This window comes from Marinimicrobium agarilyticum DSM 16975, from assembly GCF_000423345.1.
Lineage (GTDB): Bacteria > Pseudomonadota > Gammaproteobacteria > Pseudomonadales > Cellvibrionaceae > Marinimicrobium > Marinimicrobium agarilyticum.
The window spans coordinates 158,966-179,260 of record NZ_AUHU01000005.1 but is presented as its reverse complement, the minus strand read 5'-3'; the positions used below and the strand labels follow the sequence as shown (position 1 = coordinate 179,260).

Genomic DNA, 20,295 nt, shown 5'->3' with positions numbered 1-20,295 from the left:
TCGGGCGGCTGACAAACCAGCCGCCAACGAAATGTCAGTCCAGGGGTTTGATTTCCAGCGCAAAAAGGTCGCCGTCGTCGGTCTGCACATACAGGGCCGAGCCGTCGGTGACCATCTGGCCGGAAATACCGCCACGATCCAGGCGATCCCGGGCCGCAAAGGCACCGTCGGACTGGTTCAGCAGGTGCAGGTAACCATCGTAGTCGCCCACGGCGATGTAGTCGCCCATAACCTGCGGGCCATTGATGTGACGGCGCAGCAACTGGTCGTTCTCCCAACGGGTTTCGCCGGTAGTGGTACTCAGTGCACGGACCACGCTGTCCGCCTGGGACAGGAACAGGGTCCGGTCGGCCACCGCGACGTCATTGTGGGTGGAGGCTTCCTGACTCCACAAGGGCCGGCCACTGGAGGCGCTGACCGCCATGACATTGCCCTGATAGGAAGCCAGGTAAACCGTGGAGTTGACCAGGACAGGCGTGGCGTCCACGTCAACCATGCGTTCGATTTCCGAGCGCCCCTGTGGCAGCGCTACCCGGCGTTCCCACAACGTCAACCCGTTGTCTGGATCGAACGCCATTACCTTGCCATTGGCAAATGCCGCGATAACGGCAGAGCCCGTCATCAGGGGCGACGCCGTACCGCGCAGAGTCAGCACCGGAGGCTGGTTTTCGTACTGCCAGAGGATCTCACCGCTCTGAGCGTTCAGCGCAAAGAGCTTGCCATCGATGGACTGCACCGCCACCCGCTCGCCGTCGGTTTGTGGCGAGGAGACAACCTCACTCGTCAACTGCTGTCGCCAGAGCTCTTCCCCGTTATCCCGGGACAGGGCCACCACTTCACCACTACGAGTGCCGTACAGCACCCGTTCAGCACCGGTTCCTACGCCGCCGGAAATGGCGTCGTCAGTTTTCCGCCGCCAAAGGCGATCACCGGACTCGGTATCAACGGCAACCACCACACCGTCAAAACTGGCCGCATAAAGCGCGCCGTCCTGAAGGCTCGGGCTCAGTTTGACCACTTTGCCCTCGGTGCCATCCCCGACACCGGTTTTCCAGCGGACATCGAGCTCGACGGTCGGCTCGAATTCCACCAATTCAACCGGCTCGGTCCCGTCGTCCTTGGAAAACAGGGCACAGCCGGAAAATAACAAACTACATAGCGCCAGTGCGCATAACCTCATGAAGCATTCTCCTCGGGGCCCGGCGCTTCGCTGTCATTCGCGGTGGCCGGTTGCAAATTGTCGAGTTTCATCTGCAGCAACCGCTGACGATTTTGCTGCTGCATATCCAGTGATTCCAACGCGGACTGATAGGCTTCAATTGCCCCATCGGTGTTGCCCTGCTGACTGAGAATATCGCCTCTCACTTCGGCGTATTCGGCTTGCATGGCCTTGGACGGGTTACCCGCCTCCAGTGCCGCCAACGCATCGTCAAGCTCACCCTGCGCGGCGATGACCCGCGCCAGCCGTACCTGAGCCAGCTGCCGGGTTTCTTCGCTGGGCTGTTGATCCAGCACCCAACGCAGCTCGCTCTCGGCGGTTTCGAGGTCCCCGTCCTTCACGGCTTGGCCGGCATGAATCAGAGCCGCGTTAATACCGTAAGCGCTGTCGGCGTGGTTCTCCTTGAGCTGGCTGACCAGCTCGGCGACTTCGGCACGCGCTTCGTCCGAAATCGCCTCGCCACTCTGGACCCGCAAAGTGTCCAACAGTTCCGAATAAAGCGCGGAACCGGAGGTGGCTTTGGCCAGTTGTTGGTCCTGATAGGTGGTCCAGCCAAAATAGCCCCCCACCGCAACCACGACGGCGGTGACGACCCATTTGCCGTTTTCTTTCCACCAGCGTTTGAGTGCCTCAAGCTGTTCTTCTTCGGTCAAATCACTCACGATGTGCTCCTGTTATTGTCGATCTTGTCGTATAAAACTCAGTTCTGGGTATTCAGTGCCGGCCAACGAGACCGAAGCCGGTCAGCCACCTCGGGCACGGACAGCGTTTCCTGGGGCTGATCCTCGCGCAGGTATTTCACGCTCAGCAACCCGGACTGGGCTTCGTCCTCACCGAGGATCAGCGCCACTTCGGCCCCGCTCTTATCCGCTTTTTTCATTTGACTCTTGAGGCTGCCGCCGCCGCAGTGGCTCAGCAACTGAAGCCCCGGCAAGGCATCGCGCAGCTGCTCCGCCAGCGACAGTGCGGTGGATTGTACCTCACCCACCGCCACAAGATAGACCTGTGTGTGTCGATCCAGCCCTGCGGGTAACTGTTCTGTGGCCTGGAGCAACAACAGCAGCCGCTCCAGCCCGATTCCAAAGCCGATCGCGGGGGTGGGCTTGCCGCCCAGTTGTTCGACCAGGCCGTCGTAGCGGCCTCCGGCGCAGATGGTGCCCTGGGCGCCCAGGGCGTCGGTGACCCACTCGAACGCGGTCTTGCCATAGTAGTCCAGGCCGCGCACCAGCCGGGGGTTGACCTCAAACGGAACGCCGGCGGCGTTCAGAATATCCTGCAACCGCTCGAAGTGCTCGCGGGATTCGTCATCCAGGTGATCTATCAGCATCGGCGCGCCATCGAGCAGTTTTTGGGTATCCGGGCTTTTACTGTCGAGGATGCGTAGCGGGTTACTACCGAGACGCCGTTGGCTGTCTTCGTCCAACTGCTCCTTGTACTGGCTCAGGTAGTCAACCAGGGCGCTCTTGTAGTTGGCCCGGGCCTCGGCGCTGCCCAGGCTGTTCAGTTGCAGCGTCACTCTGTCAGCCACACCCAGCTCACGCAGAATACGCGCGCTCAGCAACAGTACTTCGGCGTCGATGTCGGGGCCGGTCATGCCGAACACTTCCACGCCTACCTGGTGGAACTGACGATAACGGCCTTTCTGCGGACGTTCGTGGCGGAACATGGGGCCCATGTACCACAACCGTTGGGTCTGATTGTAGAGCAGGCCGTGCTGTTCGCAGGCGCGCACGCAGGAGGCGGTGCCTTCGGGCCGCAGGGTGAGGCTATCGCCGTTGCGGTCATCGAAGGTGTACATTTCTTTTTCGACAATGTCGGTCACTTCGCCGATGGAGCGCTTGAACAGTTCGGTGTTTTCGAGGATGGGGAAGCGTATTTCCCGGTAGCTGTATTGCTGGAGAATGCGTTTGAGGGTGCTCTCCAGGTATTGCCACTGGCCGGAGTCGTCCGGCAGCAGGTCGTTCATTCCTCGTATGGCTTGGAGTTTTTTCAAGGGGCTATCCTAAGTCTCTTTTCTCGTAATCTACTGTGCCAATAAAATTGCCCGGTTTGCCATCAGGCCCGGATAATCATGTTCTCTTCTTCTTTGGCGAGAAGCGCCTTTTTCTGCTCAGCTTTTTCCCGGATCAACCGCTCAAGGTCATCAACCAGGGTGTCGTTGTTCAGCTTCTGGCTGGGCTTGCCGTCGATGTAGATCAGGTTGTTGGGCGTTCCGCCCGCGAGGCCCAGGTCCGCTTCTTTCGCTTCGCCCGGGCCGTTGACCACGCAGCCGATGACGGCGACATCCAGCGGCACGGTGATGTCCTCTACCCGCTGTTCCAGTTCATTCATGGTTTTGATCACATCAAAGTTCTGCCGCGAGCAACTCGGGCAGGCGATGAAGTTCACGCCTTTGTTGCGAAGCTTCAGACTCTTGAGCAGGTCCCACGCGACTTTGACTTCTTCCACCGGATCAGCCGCCAGGGAGATGCGGATGGTATCGCCGATGCCGTCCATGAGCAGAGCGCCCAACCCGACGGAGGATTTGACGGTGCCCGAGCGCAGGCCGCCGGCCTCGGTGATACCGAGGTGCAGCGGTTGGTCAATCTGGGCGGCCAGTTTGCGATAGGCCGCAACCGCCATGAAAACGTCCGAGGCCTTGACGCTGACCTTGAAGTCGTAAAAGTTGAGCCGGTCCAGAATCTCGACGTGGCGCAGGGCGGATTCGACCAACGCATCGGGGGTGGGCTCGCCGTATTTTTTCTGCAGGTCTTTTTCCAGAGAGCCGGCGTTGACGCCGATGCGGATCGGAATATTGAGGTCGCGCGCCTTGTCCACCACCGCGCGGATGCGCTTTTCCCGGCCGATATTGCCCGGGTTGATGCGCAGGCAGTCTACGCCCAGGTCGGCGACGCGCAGGGCGATGCGGTAATCAAAATGGATATCCGCCACCAGCGGCAGATCGACCTGCTTCCGGATTTCTCCGAAGGCTTCGGCGGCGTCCATGGTGGGGACGGACACTCGCACAATGTCAGCGCCGGCGAGTTGCAGACGTTGAATCTGTTCAACAGTCGCCGCCACATCATTGGTGTCGGTGTTGGTCATGCTCTGCACGGAGATGGGAGCCCCTCCGCCCACAGGCACCTGGCCGACCATAATCTGGCGGGATTGACGGCGTTTAATCGGTGACTCGGTGTGCATGATGCGATCCTGTCGGAGTTGTCAGTACAAAAACATTAATTGACGGTCACGGCCATGTAGCGGCCGCTGGGCGGACGATCAAACTCGAATGGCTCGCCATTGAGCTGGATGTTTGCGCCAGCAGCATTACCCAGCTTGACGGTAAACGGGGCCTCGCCCTGCAGCTCCAGCGTCTGGCCGGGCTGCATCAGATCGGTTTCGAGCACATCGCCGCGGCTGTCGGTCACTTCGAGCCAACACTCTTCGGTAAAACTCAGCCGCATCTGGTCGAGATTGTCGTTCTCGGTCCCGGCCTCGGGCTCATTGAGGGAGGCGGCTTCTTCCAGGGAATTCCCCGATTCAGCAGCCGCCACAGAGGCCTGGGTTTGCGGGGCTTGAGTGTCGCCGGCGCCAGGTGTGGGCTGTGCCAATGCGGCGTCAGGGCCTTCGGCGCTACTTCCGACCGGCGCATTTCCGGGCGACTCACTCTGGGTGGCAACCGGGTCGGCCGGCGTATCCTGAAAAGCACCGGTTTGCGTCGGCTCACCATCGTTCGCCGGGCCATTGGGCGCCACGTCCGAGACCGGGTCCATTACCGGCGCTGGCTCGACAGTGTCCTGCCGGTTCCCCAAAAACCAGACCGACAGCGCCCAGATGCCCGCCAAGAGCACAATAATCCAGATAATGAACTTGCCCATTGACCGGGCCGGAGCGGGCACGTTGATCTGCAGCGGACTCTCTTCCGGCTCGTCCCCCAGGCCCGCCTCGCGGCGCGTCTGTTTGTAGGCATCGAGTATGGTGTTCGGGTCGAGGTTCAGCAGCTTGGAATAGGTGCGCAGATAGCCACGGATAAACGTATCCGAGTGCAGTTTCTCGTACTCGTCCGCTTCCAGGGCACGAACCTTGGTGACGGTCATCCGCAGTTCGCGGGCAACGTCTTCCTCGCTCAGTTTCGCCTGTTCGCGAGCGGACTTCAGCAACGCGCCGGGGCGTTCGCCAGGGGCGCTGGCCGGCTCGTTGTTCTCTAATGGTTCGTCGGCTGACATCGGGACCTCATTGACTCAATTCACGCTTGTATTCCAGATACTCATCGGAATACGGGAAGCGGTTTTTTAACGCATTGGCATAGCTGGCCTCTTTGTCCTTGTTGCCAAAAATGCGTTCGATTTTGATACCGAGTAACAGTGTTCTCGCGGACTGTCGAGCGATCTGCGAATACTGATCCAGGTATTCCTTAGTCTTGGAGTATTCCTGCTCCTGGAAACTGATTGCGGCCAACTCCACTAACACCGCTGCCATTTTGGGGTCCAGGTTGTAGGCATGTTCAAAGGCGGCCTTGGCTCTCTCGTCCCGGCCCAGCTCCAGCGCGGCGCGGCCCAGGCTCAATAGCGCCCGGGCGCGATTGTCGTAGTTGAGGTCCCGACTGACAATTGCAAATTGCTCGAAGGCGTCTTCGTAGCGCCCCTGCTGATACAGAAACGCCGCGTAGTTGTTGCGCGCCTGGGAGAAGTTGGGATCCTCCTTCAGGGCCCGCTTGAAACGGGTCTCCGCCAGCTCAACTTCGCCTTCCAGTTGAAATAGAACCGCCTGGGCGGCAAAGCCTTTGGCTGAGTCGTCATTCAGCTCGAAAATTTTCTGAATATGGTGACGGGCGGAATCTCGGTTGCGATTATCGAGGTAGGCCAGCGCAAGTTTGTAGTGGGTCTCGAGCGCAGCTTCCCGGTCAATGTCGCCCCCCGTGGTCTGGGTCACACAACCGAACAGGCCCAGGCAGAAGACCGCCAGACAGAATGTCCGAATCAGAGTAAGCAAATTGGTGGCTGTTCTTATCATGGTGACCCTCGTTGCCCCGGCCATCACCTCAGGGTGATGGCGCAATAATCTTGACCGTTTGCAGTTCATCGAACTTGGCCCGATAGCGCTCACTGCGCTTGGTCACATCATTGACCGTGCCCGCCAGTTGCCCGCAGGCCGCGTCAATATCTTCACCACGGGTGGTTCGAATCGTGGTGATGAATCCCGCTTCCATCAGAATCGTCTGGAAGCGTCGCATGGCGTTGTTGCTGACCCGCTTGTAATTCGACAGTTTGAACGGATTGAACGGGATCAGATTGATTTTGACCGGCACATCCTTCAAAAGCTCCGCAAGCTGATGAGCGTGTTCGGGGCGATCATTGACGTGGTCAATCAGGGTGTACTCAATGGTGATGCGCCGGTGGGTATCCGGCAGGCCCGCGATATAACGCTTGGCCGAGTCCAGCAGGACGGCGATCGGATACTTTCTGTTGATCGGCACCAGCTCGTTGCGCAATTCATCGTTGGGGGCATGTAACGAGATCGCAAGGCAGGCATCGGTGTACTGACCGAGTTTATCCAGCGCGGGAACCACACCGGAGGTGCTGAGCGTTACCCGACGCTTGGAGATGCCGTAGGCATTGTCCTCCATCATGAGGTTCATGGCGTCGACCACGTTGTCGAAGTTCATCAGCGGCTCGCCCATGCCCATCATCACCACGTTGGTCACTTTACGCGGCCCGTTGGGCTGAAGCTGGTCGAAGGATTTCGCCGCAATCCAGACCTGGCCGATGATTTCCGCCGCGGTCAGATCCCGGTCAAAGCCCTGCTTGCCCGTGGCGCAGAAACTGCAGTCCAGGGAACAGCCCACCTGGGAGGAGACACAAAGCGTCCCCCGGTCGCCCTCGGGAATGAACACGGTTTCCACGACACTGCCACCGGTGACCCGGATCAGGAACTTGCGGGTGCCATCGGTGGAGTCCAACTGCTGGATGACTTCGGGCGCACGGATTTCGGCGTGGGCCTTGAGTTTTTCCCGCAACGCCTTGCTGACGTTGGTCATCTCATCGAAGTTGTCCGCCCCGCGCTGATGAATCCATTTGAGCACCTGGGTGGCGCGAAAGCGTTTCTCGCCCAGGGTTTCAAAGAAGGCCACCAGCTTGGCCTCGGGCATGCCGAGGAGGTTCACCCGCGCCGTTTCGGGGGCGGATTCGGTGGTATTGTCAGCAGTTGCAGCAGTCATGGTCATAACCTGGATAAACAGAGCCCGGCGGTTTCAGCGGACGAAAATCTCGCCGGGTTCAAAAAAGTATGCGATTTCCCGCTCCGCCGACTCCGGTGAGTCAGAGCCGTGAGCGGTATTGACGCCCACACTCTCGGCGTAGTCCGCACGAATGGTGCCGGGGGCGGCTTCCTTGGGATTGGTAGCGCCCATCAGCTCCCGGTTGCGCGCGATGGCGTCTTCACCGGAGAGTACCTGAACACAGACCGGGCCGGAGGTCATAAAGTCCACCAGACCGTCAAAAAACGGCTTGCCCTTGTGCTCGGCGTAGAAGCCCTCGGCCTGTTCCCGGGTCAGGTGAACCATTTTAAGTGCCACGATTTTGAGGCCAGCCTGCTCGAAACGGCTCTCAATGGCACCGATCAGGTTTTTCTTCACCGCATCCGGCTTGATGATGGAGAGGGTTTGTTGTTCTGGCATTGCTTGCTCCAATGGTCCAATCGCGTCTGTCAGGGCTCCAGCCCTCGCGGGGTCGGAGAAATGCGGGAATTATACGCGGGTTGCGGCCATAAACCACCCCGGAATGGCGCGATTCGGCGCTGATTGTGCACTCTGCCGCACCCCGAGAGGGCCGAGGAGCGGGCGTCAGGCGTTGCGGGCAATTTCCTGGATGCGCGCGACCATGGCGCGCAGGCCATTCCCCCGAGTGGCACTGAGGTGTTTCAGCAGGTTGAGCTCATCGAAATAGCCTTCAATATCAAAGTCCAGCACCTCTTTCGGGGTCTTGGCGTTATAGGCCGCCAACACCACGCCCAACAGACCGCGCACAATAAAGGCATCGCTGTCGGCATCAAAGTACAGGCGGCCACCCTCTTCCCGGTGAACCAGCCAGACCTGGCTCTGGCAGCCGCGCACCAGATTCTGTTCCACTTGCTGGGACGGGTCCAGGGACGGGACCTCTTTGCCCAGATCAATGATATATTTGTAGCGATCCTCCCAGGTGTCGAAAAAACTGAGGGTCTCGACGATATCATCGGCGGTGATTTCGGTACCAAACGTAGACATACAACTTCCTAAAAGAACATTCCGGTTTCAAGCTGGGCTTCTTCGCTCATCATTTCGCGGTGCCAGGGCGGGTCAAACACCAGCTTGACGGCCACGACCTCAACATGGGGCACCTTGGCGACACGCCGCTCAACATCACCAACCAACACCGGCCCCATGCCGCATGCGGGGGCGGTCAAGGTCATCTCGACTTCCACGCGCTTTCGTTGCTGGTCGACATCCAGGCGGTAAATGAGCCCCAGGTTCACCAGGTCCACGGGAATTTCCGGGTCATAGACCGTGCGCAATGCCTCCCAGACCTGCTCCTCATGGATGCGGCCGTCGGGCGGTGCGGGGAAGTCGAGCACCTGCTCTTCCAGCCCGAGGGCGCCGGCGTCGGTGCCGTCGACCCGCACCATCTGGCCGTGGTAGGTCAGCGTGTAATTGCCCCCCAGGGACTGGGTGATCGTCACGAAAGTGTCTTTGGGGATGGTTAATGGTGTACCGTCCGGCACCCGGCGGGCGGGACAGTCCGCCTGGGCCACCACCATACGTCGTTCGATCATGGAGTCAGTTCACGCTAAAGCTTTCACCACAGCCACAGTAATCCTGGGCGTTGGGATTGAGGAATTTGAGTTGGCGATTGACGCCTTCCACGACGTAGTCAATTTCGGTGCCGGTCACCACGGTCAGGCTGTCCGGGTCCACATACAGTGCCACGTCTTCATCAAGGGCGTAGTATACGTCCCCCTCGCGGGGCTCCTGAACCAGATCCACCACGTACATAAAACCGGTGCAGCCGCTTTCTTTCACGCTCAAGCGCACGGCCGTCGCATCGTCATTCGTAGCGATCTGCCGACGGAAGTGCTCGACGGCAGCCGGAGTGACCGTAACGGCCTGCCGAGCGGGATCATAGGATTCTACTGGCATCTCACTCTGCTCCTGTATTCATCAAAAAAACTGCCGGGCCTTGTCCAGCGCCTCGAACAGTCGGTCCACCTCGTCAAAGGTGTTGTAAAAACTGAAACTGGCCCGGACGGTACCGGGTATTCCGTACTGCTCCATGATGGGTTCCGCACAGTGGTTCCCAGTGCGTACCGCCACGCCCTGCTGATCCAGCAAAAAGCCGAGGTCATTGGGGTGGGTACCCTCCACCAGAAAGCTCAGCACGCTGACTTTGTGGGCTGCCGTGCCCACCAGCGTCACCCCTTCGGTGGCCTGGGCCTTCTCTTCCGCGTAGGCCAGCAGCACGCGCTCATAGGCCACCGCAGCCGCCCGGTCCAGACCGTTGACATAATCAATGGCGGCAGCCAGGCCGATGGCGCCGGCAATGTCCGGCGTGCCCGCCTCAAACTTGTAGGGCAAGGGGCCAAAAGAGGTGCCCTCGAAGCTGACGTGTTGAATCATCTCACCGCCGCCCTGATAGGGTGGCATGGCCTCGAGCAGTTCACGCCGGCCGTAGAGAACACCGATACCCGTTGGCCCGAACAGCTTGTGAGCGGAAAACGCATAGAAATCACAATCGAGCGCCTGAACATCCACGGGCCAGTGGCTCACGGCCTGGGCCCCGTCGATCATGACCAGCGCGCCCGCCTCGTGAGCGGCTTGAATGATCTGCTCAATCGGGTTGACGGTACCGAGGGCATTGGACACATGCCCGACGGAAACCATTCGCACCCTGCCCTCTTTGAGCTTCGACTCGAACGCCTCCATATCCAGGGTACCGGTCTTGTCCACCGGAATGGCTTCGACCCGCGCTCCGGTCGCCTCGGCGATCATCTGCCAGGGCACGATGTTGGAGTGATGCTCCATGGCGGAGACCAGAATCCGGTCACCGGGCTTGAGTTCGGTGCGCCCCCAACTGTGGGCCACCAGGTTGACGCTCTCGGTGGTGCCGCGCGTCCAGAGAATCTGCTCGCGACCCGGCGCATTCAGAAACTGGGCGACAGTTTCCCGCGCGCCTTCGAACTTGGCGGTGGCGCGCTCGGCCAAGGCGTGCGCACCGCGATGCACATTACTGTTGTCGTACAGGTAATAGTCGCTGATGGCGTCAATCACGGCCCGGGGCTTTTGCGTCGTAGCGGCGTTATCCAGATACACCAACGGATGCCCGTTCACCTGCTGGTGCAGGATGGGGAAGTCCTGTCGAACCGCTTCGACGTCAAAATGCGTGGTCGGGTCTGCGCGTTCCGCGTTGTTCATAAGCTCTCTTCAAGTCTCATCACGTTAAGGCCTCGGCCCTATTCGTACTGGAGGTGTTGCAACAGTTCTTTATTGGAACTGAACAGGCCGGCCAACCGGGGCGCCAGGTAATCCCGCACGGCGGGTTCGGCCACATCCTGCAACAACTCGTTGATAAAGCCGAAACTGAGCATCACCTGGGCTTCATCCCGGGAAATACCGCGCGCCTGCAGATAATACATGGCGTCTTTGTTCAACTGACTGACGGTGGCCCCGTGGGCACACTTCACATCGTCGGCGTAAATTTCCAGCTCCGGCTTGGTATCTATTTCCGCCTTGGACGAGGTCAGCAGGTTCTTGTTACTGAGCTCCGCCAGGGTTTTCTGGGCGTCCTTGTGAATGTGGATACGACCGTTAAATACCGCGTGGGCGGAATCGCTGATAATGCCGCGAAAGACCTCGTTGCTGGTGCAGTGCGGCACCTTGTGCTGCACGTTGGTGTGGTAGTCCACAAACTGCTTGTTCTTGGGCAGGTACACGCCCTGCAGATCCAGGTGCGCCCCTTCGCCGCAATGATTGATCTGGTAGTCAATCCGCTTGAGTTTGCTGCCCAGGGAAACGGTAAACCCGCGCAAGCGCGCGCTGCGCTGCAGGTTGGCGTGGATACCGCCCACATGCAGCAGGTTTTCCTCTTCCAGGTTAATGCGGTAGTGACGCAGCTCGGCGTTCTCTCCCACATTGACTTCGGTCAGGCTGTTGACGAAGCCGTCCTGCTCATCGTCGGTCGAGGCGAAATGCTCAATCACGCTGGCGCGCGCGCCGGTCTCAAGTACCACCAACAGACGCTGGTTCGCCGTCGCGGGCACGCCGGTGGGCGTGGAGACGTGAACAATGTACAACGGCTTGCTCAGCTCGCCATTCTTGGGCACATGCACCAGCACGCCGTCTTCCGAGGCCCAGGCATTGCTCAAGGCCGCAAACAGGTGCTGTTCACTGTCGACAATGTGGCCCAGGTGCTCGGCGATCACCGCATGCTGGTCTGCCGTGGCGTCACCAAACCGAACGACTTCGGCGGGCAACTCCGAATCCGAGGCGTCCGCGTCGAACTCTCCGTTGACGAAAACCAGGCGCGTGGCATCGAGCTCCAGAAATTCAATCCGGTCCTGCCAGCCTGACGTTTTCGCCGCCCACTGTTGAAACTCGGAGCGCTGCAGCGGCGCCAGCGGGGTGTATTTCCAGTTCTCGGTTTTGCGGGTGGGCCAGGGAGACTTCAGCCACTGCTGAGCGCCGGTCTTGCGCACCTGGGCCAACCAGTCCGGGTTGTCTTGCTGCCCGGCCAACTGGAGTGCCTGTTGCTGAAAATCGCTCATGGCTTAGGCCACCTCCTCTTCAACCCAACTATAACCTTTGGCTTCCAGTTCTTCCGCCAGTTCCTTACCACCGGTTTTGACAATGCGACCACCGGCCAGAACGTGGACCTTATCGGGCACGATGTAGTTGAGCAGGCGCTGGTAGTGAGTCACCACCACAAAGCTGCGATCTTCGGCGCGCATGGCGTTCACGCCTTTGGCGACGACCTGCAGGGCGTCGATATCCAGGCCCGAGTCGGTTTCATCGAGAATGCACAGCGTAGGTTTGAGCAACATCATCTGCAGAATTTCATTGCGCTTTTTCTCGCCCCCGGAGAAGCCTTCGTTGACGCCGCGCTTGAGGAACGACGGGTCCAGATCCACTTCTTTACAGGTTTCCCGCGCGAGCTTGAGAAAGTCCACGGAGGAGATGGCGTCTTCCCCGCGGTGCTCGCGATGCGCATCCACCGCCGCTTTCAGGAATTCCATGTTGCTGACGCCGGGAATTTCCACCGGATACTGGAACGCCAGAAAAAGTCCTTCCCGGGCGCGCTCTTCCGGCTCAAGGTCGAACAGGTTTTTACCATTGAAGTCGACGCTGCCGCCGGTCACTTTGTAGGCTTCACGGCCGGTAAGGACGTTGCCCAGGGTGCTTTTACCGGAACCGTTGGGGCCCATGATGGCGTGCACTTCGCCCGGTTTGATGTCCAGGCTCAGGCCTTTGAGGATCTCTTCGTTTTCGATACTGGCACGAAGGTCTTTAATGGTCAGCATAGTGTCGGTTTCCAATGTCTTAAAACGTAAATTCGATGATTAACCCACGGAGCCTTCAAGGCTCACTTCAAGCAGCTTGCCGGCTTCCACGGCGAACTCCATGGGCAGCTCTTTGAACACTTCCCGGCAGAAGCCGTTGACGATCATGGAAACGGCTTTCTCCGGATCCAGGCCGCGCTGCTGGCAGAGGAACATCTGATCCTCACTCACCTTGGAGGTGGTGGCCTCGTGTTCAATCACCGCCGAGGGGTTTTTGCTTTCGATGTAGGGGAAGGTGTGCGCCCCGCAACGATCGCCGATCAGCAGCGAATCACACTGAGTGTAGTTGCGGGCGCCCTCGGCCCCCGGGTTCATCCGCACCAGGCCGCGATAGGCGTTGGAACTCTGCCCGGCCGAAATCCCCTTGGAAATAATGGTCGAGCGGGTGTTCTTACCAATGTGAATCATCTTGGTGCCGGTATCGGCCTGCTGATGATTGTTGGTCAGGGCCACCGAGTAAAACTCGCCCACACTGTTATCACCGCGCAGGATGCAGCTGGGGTACTTCCAGGTCACGGCCGAGCCGGTTTCTACCTGGGTCCAGGAGATTTTGGAGTTGGTGTGGCAGATACCGCGCTTGGTGACGAAGTTGAAGATGCCGCCCTTGCCTTCTTCGTCGCCGGGGTACCAGTTCTGGACGGTGGAGTATTTGATCTCCGCATTGTCCAGTGCCACCAGCTCCACCACCGCCGCGTGTAGCTGGTTTTCATCACGCATGGGCGCGGTGCAGCCTTCGAGGTAGCTCACGTGGGAACCCTCTTCGGCGATAATCAAGGTCCGCTCAAACTGCCCGGTGTTCTGTTCGTTGATCCGGAAATAAGTGGACAGCTCCATCGGGCAACGCACGCCCTTGGGGATGTACACGAAGGAGCCGTCGGAGAAGACCGCCGAGTTGAGCGCGGCGTAGTAGTTGTCTTTCTGTGGGACAACCGTGCCCAGGTATTTTTTGATCAGCTCCGGGTACTCGTGCACCGCTTCGCTGATGGAGCAGAAAATCACGCCGGCTTCTTTCAGTTTTTCCCGGAAGGTGGTCACGACCGAGACCGAATCGAACACCATGTCCACGGCCACGCCGGCGAGCATTTCCTGCTCGTGAACCGGAATGCCCAGCTTTTCATAGGTACGCAACAGCTCCGGATCAACTTCGTCCAGGCTCTTGGGACGGTCTTCCATACTTTTCGGCTGAGAAAAGTAAGACAGGGACTGAAAATCCACTTTGGGATAATTCACGTGAGCCCAGCTGGGCTCTTCCATTTTCTCCCAGGCGCGAAAGGCCTGCAGACGCCACTCCAGCATCCACTCGGGCTCGCCTTTTTTGGCGGAAATAAACCGCACCACGTCTTCGTTCAGACCGGGCGGCAAAGTATCCGTGTCGATCTGGGTATGGAAACCAGCGGCGTACTCCCGCTTGATCATCTTTTCAACTTGTTGCTCTGCCATCACTTCACCTCTGTCTCCGGTTATCGGAGTGAGTTAGCTAATCAGTGTGTGTTCGTGTCGTTATACCGGTGAAACCGGGTGCCCTGTTGGCCGGGCACTTTCAATAATCATGCGCCCGCTGTTCATGCGCTTTTGCGCCGCAGCTTGGTGACCACGTCCCGAATGTGTTGAATCGTGAATGCGACGTCTTCTTCCGTCGTCAGCCGCCCCAAACTGATACGCAGGGAGGACTGGGCCAGATCGTCGCTCAGGCCGATTGCCTTCAATACATAGCTCGGCTCGAGGCTGGCCGAAGTGCAGGCCGAACCGGTTGCCACCGCAATCTGGCGCAGGGACAACAGCAGCATTTCGCCATCACAGCCGCTGAACGCCAGGTTCAAATGGCCGCCTACCGTGTGCTCAAGGTCACTGTTGACCTGAATACCCGGCAAGTCGCGGATGCCCTGCCAGAGCCGGTCCCGCAGCCCGGTAATGCGGGCGGTATCAGATTCCAGGCGCTCGGCGGCCAGTTCCGCAGCCGCTCCCATGCCCACGCATTGGTGAGTGGGCAAGGTGCCCGAGCGCATGCCTCGCTCGTGGCCGCCGCCGTGGATCTGGGATTCGATCCGTACATCCGGGTGGCGACGCACATAGAGCGCGCCAATGCCTTTGGGGCCATACATTTTGTGGGCGGACAGGGACATCAGGTCCACGAACTGCTCGGTGACGGACAGCGGCAGTTTGCCGGCGCTCTGGGCCGCGTCCACATGAAACAGAATGCCCCGCTCCCGACAGAGCGCCCCGAGGGCGCCGATGTCATTGATACTGCCCAGCTCGTTGTTCACATGCATGACGCTGACCAGAAAGGTGTCTTCCCGCAGGGCCGCTTCCAGCGCGCCCGGGCGAATTCGTCCGGCGCTGTCAGGCTCCAGAAACGTGACCTCCACGCCCCGGTCGGCCAGCCATTTCGCCGGGTCCAACACCGCTTTGTGCTCGATCGAGGAGACGATCAGGTGGCCGCCGCGTTTTTCCCCGTGGCGGCGGGCGTCCCACGCACCTTTCAGGGCCAGGTTGTCGGCCTCTGTGGCGCCGCTGGTCCAGACAATTTCCCGCGAGTCCGCCCCAATCAGGTCCGCCACCTGTTGACGGGCGGTTTCCACCGCCTCCTCGGCCTGCCAACCATAAAGGTGGGACCGGGAGGCCGGGTTGGCAAAGTTACCCTCCCGGGTCAGACACGCCGCCATCCGCTCCGCCACTGCCGGGTCGACCGGTGTGGTGGCGGCATAGTCGAGATAAACCGGTTGGCGCGGGGCGCCGGGTTTCTCTGCGGGCGTCATGGGCGGCTTCACCTCCGTCATTCAATCTCTCGGGCGGGTTAAATCTGGCTGCAGGCGATCTGCTCAGCGGTTATACGCTGCTGGTTGTCCTGGCGGTCACGCACGCTCTGGATATCGCGGCGCTGGACAAGGTCTGCCAGGGAAATATCGCTCAAAAACCGATGAATCTGGGCGCTCAGGTCTTCCCATAAATGGTGCGTCAGGCAGACCTCGCCGTGCTGACAGTCGCCTTTTCCCTCGCAGCGGGTGGCATCGAGCGACTCGCTGACCGCATCGACCACCTGGGCCACGGATATGGTCTTCAGCTCACCGGCCAGGCGGTAACCGCCGCCGGGGCCGCGTACACTGCTGACCAGCTGTTGCCGTCTCAACTTGGCAAACAACTGCTCCAGATACGAGAGCGAGATGCCCTGCCGATTGGAAATATCCGCAAGGCTGACCGGCCCCTGCTCACTGTGCAGCGCCAAGTCGAGCATCGCGGTGACCGCGTATCGACCTTTGGTTGTCAGTCTCATGGCTGGTTTTGCGCCTCTTTCCTCGGTTTTGGCGGGCTGCGACGAAATTCGGAGCCCCGCCCCTATAACCGAGTATTTTACTCAACTATTTCCATTTGTCCACTCACTTTTCCCTGTCGGCGGCGTCCTGTAAGGCTTTGAGGCGCTTATCGGTGTGGTAAACGTAGTTCTGGGTGGCGGTCAAAACGCCCCTGAGAATACTCAGTTCCATTTCGTCCGGGCGAATGCGGTGGTACAGCCGTCGCAGTCGGGTCATGGTCTGACGAGGGTTATCCGGCTCGAGGAAGCCCAGCGTTTCCAGGGTTTGCTGCAGATGTTCAAAATACCGCTCCAGCGCTTCGCTCTTGGCGGGAGGCATATCCCATTCGGTTTTCCCCAGCGGGCCGCCCTCCTGTTCGGACAGGTGGGCCATTCGCAGCTCATAGCACAGCACCTGCACGGCGGTGGCCAGGTTCAGCGAACTGTAGTCCGGGTTGGCGGGGATGTGCACGTGGTACTGACACTTGTGCAGCTCTTCATTGGTCAGGCCCCGGTCCTCGCGACCGAACAGCAGCGCGATCTCATGGTCGCCCGCCTCCTGCCAGCAGCGTTCGCCACACTGGCGCGGATCCACCAGCGGCCAGGGAATCCGGCGCTCCCGGGCGCTGGTACCCACCACGAGACCGCAGCCTTCAATGGCTTCTTCCAGGGTTTCAACCACCACGGCGTTATCGAGCACATCGAGCGCCCCGGCCGCGCGCCAGACGGACTTCTCCGAGGGGTACTCCTTCGGGGCCACCAGATACAGCCGCGACAACCCCATGTTTTTCATGGCCCGGGCCGCCCCGCCAATATTGCCGGGGTGGGAGGTGTTCACCAGAACGATTCGGATGTTATCGAAACGGTTGCTGCTCATAGCGGTCTCTCATGTCTCGTGATGTTGGCGCGACGAAAAGGCGCGCATTCTAGCACGAACCCGGCCCGCCGGTGACCTCGCCCCGGGGCGGCTATTTCCCCTTCGCGGCTGGCGAGGCCTCGCGCATGTCGGTATACTGTGCGCCCTTCGCGAGGCTGGCCCTCGCCCCGTTCTTTCCCATTTCTCAAGAAAAGACTGATTGCCCTATGGAACCCATGCTGAACATGGCTTTGCGCGCGGCGCGCAAGGCTGGCGAACTGATTGAACGCGCCTACGAGCGCCCGGATACGATCAAAGTCGAGACCAAACGCCCCAATGACTTCGTGACCGAAGTCGACCGCGGCGCGGAGCAGGCGATTATCCAGATCCTGCGCAAGGCTTACCCGGACCACAGCTTCCGCGGTGAAGAAGGCGGCACCATCGAGGGCAAGAACCCGGACTACGTCTGGATCATCGACCCGCTCGACGGCACCACGAACTTTGTCCACGGCATGCCCCAGTTTTCAGTCTCCATCGCCTGCCTGTACAAGGGCCAGGTAGAGCACGCCGTGGTGCTGGACCCGATCAAACGCGAAGAATTCACCGCCAGCCGCGGTCGTGGAGCGGCTTTGAATGGCCGTCGAATTCGGGTGTCCAGCCGTCGCGGCCTGGAAGGCGCCCTGCTTGGCACTGGCATTCCCTTTGATGGTCCCGCCTATGCGAAGATTCAGCCGTTTTTGGCATCGGTCGCAGAATTGGCCGGTCAGACTTCGGGCATTCGCCGCGCCGGTTCGGCCGCGTTGGATCTGGCGTATGTGGCGGCGGGCCGTTACGACGCCTTTTGGGAAATGCATTTGAACGAGTGGGATTTCGCGGCGGGTGTGTTGTTGGTGAAGGAGGCCGGCGGCCTGATCAGTGATTTCCGTGGCGGTTCAACGTATATGGAAACCGGGCATATCGTGTGTGGCACACCGAAGGTGTTCAAGCCTGTTTTGCAGGTGATTGAGAAGCACCTCGGTCACGTTAAGTAGGTTTTCGGTTTCGTAGTAACGTCCAGTCCGGCGGCTACGGCGTGCCCCCTGCCGGGACACGCCGCATCCGCCTCAGTGCCAAAAAAGACGTAGGGTAGGTAAGCGCAAGCGCCACCTACCATTCCATCAACCCCGGCTTCCCATAATTTTTCTGGAAGGTGGCGCTTGCGCTTACCTGCCCTACACTTCGATGTCCACGAGTGGCACTGAGGTGCGGGGAGCCGGTGTACCGGACTCTCAGAAAAACAATTAGTCAGAAAGAAGCGCGTTTAGGGTATGCATCAGGTGGTTAATTTCCACCGGCTTGGTGAGGTAATCGTAGAAGCCCGCGTTCTTGCCGCGCTCCACATCATAAGGCATCGCATTTGCCGACAGACCCACCACCGGAATATTCATCGTCACCGGGTCACGCTTCAACACCGACAACGCCTCGTAACCATCCATCCCCGGCAAATTAATATCCAGAATAATCACATCCGGACACTCGCTTCGAGCCTTATAAATACCCAGGAACGCCTCCTCAGCCACCTCCAGCGTCAACTGCGGATAGCGGCTCAACACCTGCTGCATCAGACGGATATTCGAGGGATTATCCTCCACATACAAAATACTGCACGGGCGCTGCACCGCCAAATGCTCCGGTTGATCCACCGAGTGAGAGCCACGGGCGTGGCGGTCCACCACCAGATCCTGATTCCACTCATTGGACAGCGGCAAATCCATCCAGAACTCCGTGCCCACGCCTTCGGTGCTCTCGAAGGCCAGCTTGCCATTCATCATCTCCACCAACTGCTTGGTGATGACCAGACCCACCCCGGAGCCCTCAATCTTCGAGTACTCCGCATTCAGTCGGTTAAACGGCTGGAACACTTCACTCTGGCGGCTGGCCGGAATACCCTCGCCGGTATCACGAACCGTAATGCGCAGACGGTTGCCCTCCTGCTCCGTGAGGCGAACTTCCACATCGCCCCCGACCCGGTTGTATTTGACCGCGTTGCTGATCAGATTGAGCAACGCCTGTTTCAGCCGCACGTTATCGGCGACAACGTAAGTGCTCTCCAGGCGGTTCATATCCGCATTGAACTGTACGCCCATGGTATCCGCCTGGGGCTGGATCAGGGTAAAGCACTCCGCCACCACGCGCGAAACCAGCACTGGCTCGAGGGAGAACGTCATGCGCCCCGACTCGATCTTGGCCAGGTCCAGAACGTCATTGATCAACTGCAGCAGGTGCTCCCCGGCCTTGCGAATTTCCCGGGCGTTGTCGACCTGGCTGGTGGTCAGGTTATCTTCGTACTGGAACAGCTGCGCGTAGCCAAGGATGGCATTGAGCGGTGTGCGCAATTCGTGGCTCATGCTGGAGAGGAAATCGGATTTGGCCTGGTTGGCCTTTTCCGCGGTTTCCTTGGCCTGCACCACCCGCTCTTCCGCGCGCTTGATATCGGTAATATCCATATTGGTGCCAGACATCCGCACCGGGTTGCCTTCCAGGTCAAAGCTGGCGCGACCGCGAGCGCGAATCCAACGGATGTCTCCGTCTTTACCGAAAATGCGGTACTCGATATCAAACGGGGCGCGGCCGGCCATGTGGTCCGCCAGAGTCTGGTCGAACTTGGGCAGGTCCTGCGGGTGAATGTGGGAGCGCCACACCGAAATGCGGTTCTGCCCCCGGATAACAACATCGTCCTTTTCATCGTAGCCGGCGTGTTCCCAGCAGCGGTTTGAAAAGTGGAAGCCCTTGCGGTCGGAGTACCACTCCCAGATACCGTCATTAGAGGCCTGAATGATGCGTGCCTGGCGGGCTTCACTCTCACGCAGGGCCGCTTCGACGTTTTTAAGCTCGGTGATATCGAAGTTGACGCCGGAGATATAAAGCGCCCGACCATACTCATCACGGATGGAGTTGGCTCGCACCTGAGTCCATACGTAGTCGCCGCTTTTGGTCAGTATTCGGTAGGAGGTGTTCAGCTGCTCGCCGCTGCGCAGGTGCTCACGCACCGCTTCAAGCATGCCTTCTCGGTCTTCGGGATGGATGTAGTCCGGAAGCTGGTGGGCGTCACTGATACGCAGCTTGTCGTCATTATCAAAGCCAAGGGACTCCCAGAACCCCCCGGACCAATCGATACGGTGGGAGTTGAGGTCCCATTCCCAGAAACCATAGCCACTGCCGTTGAATATCCGGCGGTAACGGGCTACCAGATCGCGCAGTTGCGCAGCATCCAGTGACTCCAGGTCTTCTTCCCCGCTAAAGGTGACTCGATTCGACATAACGTGCGCTCATGGATCATGCGGAACCGGCCATTCCGATTCCGCTCATTGATTGAGTCTGCACCGAATC

20 protein-coding genes are annotated in these 20,295 nt (G+C 59.6%); 1 reads left to right on the top strand and 19 read right to left on the bottom strand.

Annotated elements, in window-relative coordinates; translation table 11 throughout:
* Window positions 1-34 precede the first annotated feature (34 nt).
* The 18 genes from bamB to trmJ form a co-directional block, all read right to left on the bottom strand.
* On the bottom strand, window positions 35-1,180 hold the full coding sequence (bamB, locus tag G547_RS0106000; RefSeq protein ID WP_027329064.1) for an outer membrane protein assembly factor BamB: 1,146 nt from the start codon (window positions 1,178-1,180) through the stop codon (window positions 35-37).
* On the bottom strand, window positions 1,177-1,881 hold the full coding sequence (locus G547_RS20350) for a YfgM family protein (protein WP_051234920.1): 705 nt from the start codon (window positions 1,879-1,881) through the stop codon (window positions 1,177-1,179). Before G547_RS20350 ends, bamB begins: the two co-directional genes overlap by 4 nt.
* A gap of 38 nt (window positions 1,882-1,919) precedes the next feature.
* Window positions 1,920-3,212, bottom strand: coding sequence for a histidine--tRNA ligase (hisS, locus tag G547_RS0105990; protein ID WP_027329063.1), 1,293 nt, complete (start codon window positions 3,210-3,212; stop codon window positions 1,920-1,922).
* 62 nt (window positions 3,213-3,274) lie between these two features.
* Entirely contained in the window at window positions 3,275-4,399 is a 1,125-nt protein-coding gene (gene ispG / locus G547_RS0105985; RefSeq protein WP_027329062.1) for a flavodoxin-dependent (E)-4-hydroxy-3-methylbut-2-enyl-diphosphate synthase, read from the bottom strand.
* Between the two features lie 35 nt (window positions 4,400-4,434).
* A complete protein-coding gene (locus G547_RS0105980) occupies window positions 4,435-5,424 on the bottom strand; it encodes a RodZ domain-containing protein (protein ID WP_027329061.1) in 990 nt (329 codons plus the stop codon).
* A gap of 7 nt (window positions 5,425-5,431) precedes the next feature.
* Window positions 5,432-6,211: a type IV pilus biogenesis/stability protein PilW gene (gene pilW, locus G547_RS0105975; protein ID WP_051234918.1), complete on the bottom strand. Its 780-nt coding sequence runs from the start codon at window positions 6,209-6,211 to the stop codon at window positions 5,432-5,434.
* A gap of 28 nt (window positions 6,212-6,239) precedes the next feature.
* Window positions 6,240-7,415: a dual-specificity RNA methyltransferase RlmN gene (rlmN, locus tag G547_RS0105970; protein ID WP_036187386.1), complete on the bottom strand. Its 1,176-nt coding sequence runs from the start codon at window positions 7,413-7,415 to the stop codon at window positions 6,240-6,242.
* Window positions 7,416-7,448: 33 nt separating this feature from the next.
* Entirely contained in the window at window positions 7,449-7,874 is a 426-nt protein-coding gene (gene ndk / locus G547_RS0105965) for a nucleoside-diphosphate kinase (RefSeq protein ID WP_027329058.1), read from the bottom strand.
* Between the two features lie 165 nt (window positions 7,875-8,039).
* Window positions 8,040-8,459 carry a SufE family protein gene (locus G547_RS0105960; RefSeq protein WP_027329057.1) on the bottom strand — a complete coding sequence of 140 codons (420 nt, stop codon included), beginning with the start codon at window positions 8,457-8,459 and terminating at the stop codon, window positions 8,040-8,042.
* An 8-nt stretch (window positions 8,460-8,467) separates the two neighbouring features.
* Window positions 8,468-9,004: a putative Fe-S cluster assembly protein SufT gene (gene sufT, locus G547_RS0105955; RefSeq protein WP_027329056.1), complete on the bottom strand. Its 537-nt coding sequence runs from the start codon at window positions 9,002-9,004 to the stop codon at window positions 8,468-8,470.
* 4 nt (window positions 9,005-9,008) lie between these two features.
* Window positions 9,009-9,368: a HesB/IscA family protein gene (locus G547_RS0105950; protein ID WP_027329055.1), complete on the bottom strand. Its 360-nt coding sequence runs from the start codon at window positions 9,366-9,368 to the stop codon at window positions 9,009-9,011.
* Between the two features lie 21 nt (window positions 9,369-9,389).
* Complete coding sequence (locus G547_RS0105945) at window positions 9,390-10,640, bottom strand: aminotransferase class V-fold PLP-dependent enzyme (RefSeq protein ID WP_027329054.1); 1,251 nt, start codon at window positions 10,638-10,640, stop codon at window positions 9,390-9,392.
* A 38-nt stretch (window positions 10,641-10,678) separates the two neighbouring features.
* Window positions 10,679-11,989, bottom strand: a complete 1,311-nt coding sequence (gene sufD, locus G547_RS0105940) for a Fe-S cluster assembly protein SufD (protein WP_027329053.1) — start codon at window positions 11,987-11,989, stop codon at window positions 10,679-10,681.
* Between the two features lie 3 nt (window positions 11,990-11,992).
* Entirely contained in the window at window positions 11,993-12,742 is a 750-nt protein-coding gene (gene sufC, locus G547_RS0105935) for a Fe-S cluster assembly ATPase SufC (protein WP_027329052.1), read from the bottom strand.
* 39 nt (window positions 12,743-12,781) lie between these two features.
* Window positions 12,782-14,221 (bottom strand): Fe-S cluster assembly protein SufB, encoded by a 1,440-nt coding sequence (gene sufB / locus G547_RS0105930; protein ID WP_027329051.1) that lies wholly within the window; start codon window positions 14,219-14,221, stop codon window positions 12,782-12,784.
* Between the two features lie 122 nt (window positions 14,222-14,343).
* Window positions 14,344-15,558 (bottom strand): IscS subfamily cysteine desulfurase, encoded by a 1,215-nt coding sequence (locus G547_RS0105925; protein WP_245573376.1) that lies wholly within the window; start codon window positions 15,556-15,558, stop codon window positions 14,344-14,346.
* Window positions 15,559-15,575: 17 nt separating this feature from the next.
* A complete protein-coding gene (gene iscR / locus G547_RS0105920) occupies window positions 15,576-16,052 on the bottom strand; it encodes a Fe-S cluster assembly transcriptional regulator IscR (protein WP_027329049.1) in 477 nt (158 codons plus the stop codon).
* Between the two features lie 103 nt (window positions 16,053-16,155).
* Window positions 16,156-16,947 (bottom strand): tRNA (cytosine(32)/uridine(32)-2'-O)-methyltransferase TrmJ, encoded by a 792-nt coding sequence (trmJ, locus tag G547_RS0105915; protein ID WP_027329048.1) that lies wholly within the window; start codon window positions 16,945-16,947, stop codon window positions 16,156-16,158.
* 206 nt (window positions 16,948-17,153) lie between these two features.
* Here trmJ and G547_RS0105910 point away from each other — a divergent pair, with 206 nt between their 5' ends.
* Window positions 17,154-17,957 carry an inositol monophosphatase family protein gene (locus G547_RS0105910; RefSeq protein ID WP_027329047.1) on the top strand — a complete coding sequence of 268 codons (804 nt, stop codon included), beginning with the start codon at window positions 17,154-17,156 and terminating at the stop codon, window positions 17,955-17,957.
* A 249-nt stretch (window positions 17,958-18,206) separates the two neighbouring features.
* Here the strand turns inward: G547_RS0105910 and G547_RS0105905 are convergent, their stop codons facing one another.
* The gene (locus G547_RS0105905) at window positions 18,207-20,225 is read right to left on the bottom strand and encodes a hybrid sensor histidine kinase/response regulator (RefSeq protein ID WP_027329046.1); all 2,019 of its coding nucleotides are present in this window, start codon (window positions 20,223-20,225) and stop codon (window positions 18,207-18,209) included.
* Window positions 20,226-20,295 lie beyond the last annotated feature (70 nt).

Excerpts from the sequence above, each read along its gene's own strand:
- pilW (WP_051234918.1), bottom strand. The coding sequence starts at position 6,211 with ATGATAAGAACAGCCACCAATTTGCTTACTCTGATTCGGACATTCTGT.
- G547_RS0105925 (WP_245573376.1), bottom strand. The coding sequence starts at position 15,558 with ATGACGGAGGTGAAGCCGCCCATGACGCCCGCAGAGAAACCCGGCGCC.
- bamB (WP_027329064.1), bottom strand. The coding sequence starts at position 1,180 with ATGAGGTTATGCGCACTGGCGCTATGTAGTTTGTTATTTTCCGGCTGT.
- ispG (WP_027329062.1), bottom strand. The coding sequence starts at position 4,399 with ATGCACACCGAGTCACCGATTAAACGCCGTCAATCCCGCCAGATTATG.
- ndk (WP_027329058.1), bottom strand. The coding sequence starts at position 7,874 with ATGCCAGAACAACAAACCCTCTCCATCATCAAGCCGGATGCGGTGAAG.
- G547_RS0105950 (WP_027329055.1), bottom strand. The coding sequence starts at position 9,368 with ATGCCAGTAGAATCCTATGATCCCGCTCGGCAGGCCGTTACGGTCACT.
- G547_RS0105905 (WP_027329046.1), bottom strand. The coding sequence starts at position 20,225 with ATGTCGAATCGAGTCACCTTTAGCGGGGAAGAAGACCTGGAGTCACTG.
- G547_RS0105960 (WP_027329057.1), bottom strand. The coding sequence starts at position 8,459 with ATGTCTACGTTTGGTACCGAAATCACCGCCGATGATATCGTCGAGACC.
- sufC (WP_027329052.1), bottom strand. The coding sequence starts at position 12,742 with ATGCTGACCATTAAAGACCTTCGTGCCAGTATCGAAAACGAAGAGATC.
- G547_RS0105910 (WP_027329047.1), top strand. The coding sequence starts at position 17,154 with ATGGAACCCATGCTGAACATGGCTTTGCGCGCGGCGCGCAAGGCTGGC.
- G547_RS0105945 (WP_027329054.1), bottom strand. The coding sequence starts at position 10,640 with ATGAACAACGCGGAACGCGCAGACCCGACCACGCATTTTGACGTCGAA.
- iscR (WP_027329049.1), bottom strand. The coding sequence starts at position 16,052 with ATGAGACTGACAACCAAAGGTCGATACGCGGTCACCGCGATGCTCGAC.
- trmJ (WP_027329048.1), bottom strand. The coding sequence starts at position 16,947 with ATGAGCAGCAACCGTTTCGATAACATCCGAATCGTTCTGGTGAACACC.
- sufB (WP_027329051.1), bottom strand. The coding sequence starts at position 14,221 with ATGGCAGAGCAACAAGTTGAAAAGATGATCAAGCGGGAGTACGCCGCT.
- sufD (WP_027329053.1), bottom strand. The coding sequence starts at position 11,989 with ATGAGCGATTTTCAGCAACAGGCACTCCAGTTGGCCGGGCAGCAAGAC.
- G547_RS0105980 (WP_027329061.1), bottom strand. The coding sequence starts at position 5,424 with ATGTCAGCCGACGAACCATTAGAGAACAACGAGCCGGCCAGCGCCCCT.
- sufT (WP_027329056.1), bottom strand. The coding sequence starts at position 9,004 with ATGATCGAACGACGTATGGTGGTGGCCCAGGCGGACTGTCCCGCCCGC.
- rlmN (WP_036187386.1), bottom strand. The coding sequence starts at position 7,415 with ATGACTGCTGCAACTGCTGACAATACCACCGAATCCGCCCCCGAAACG.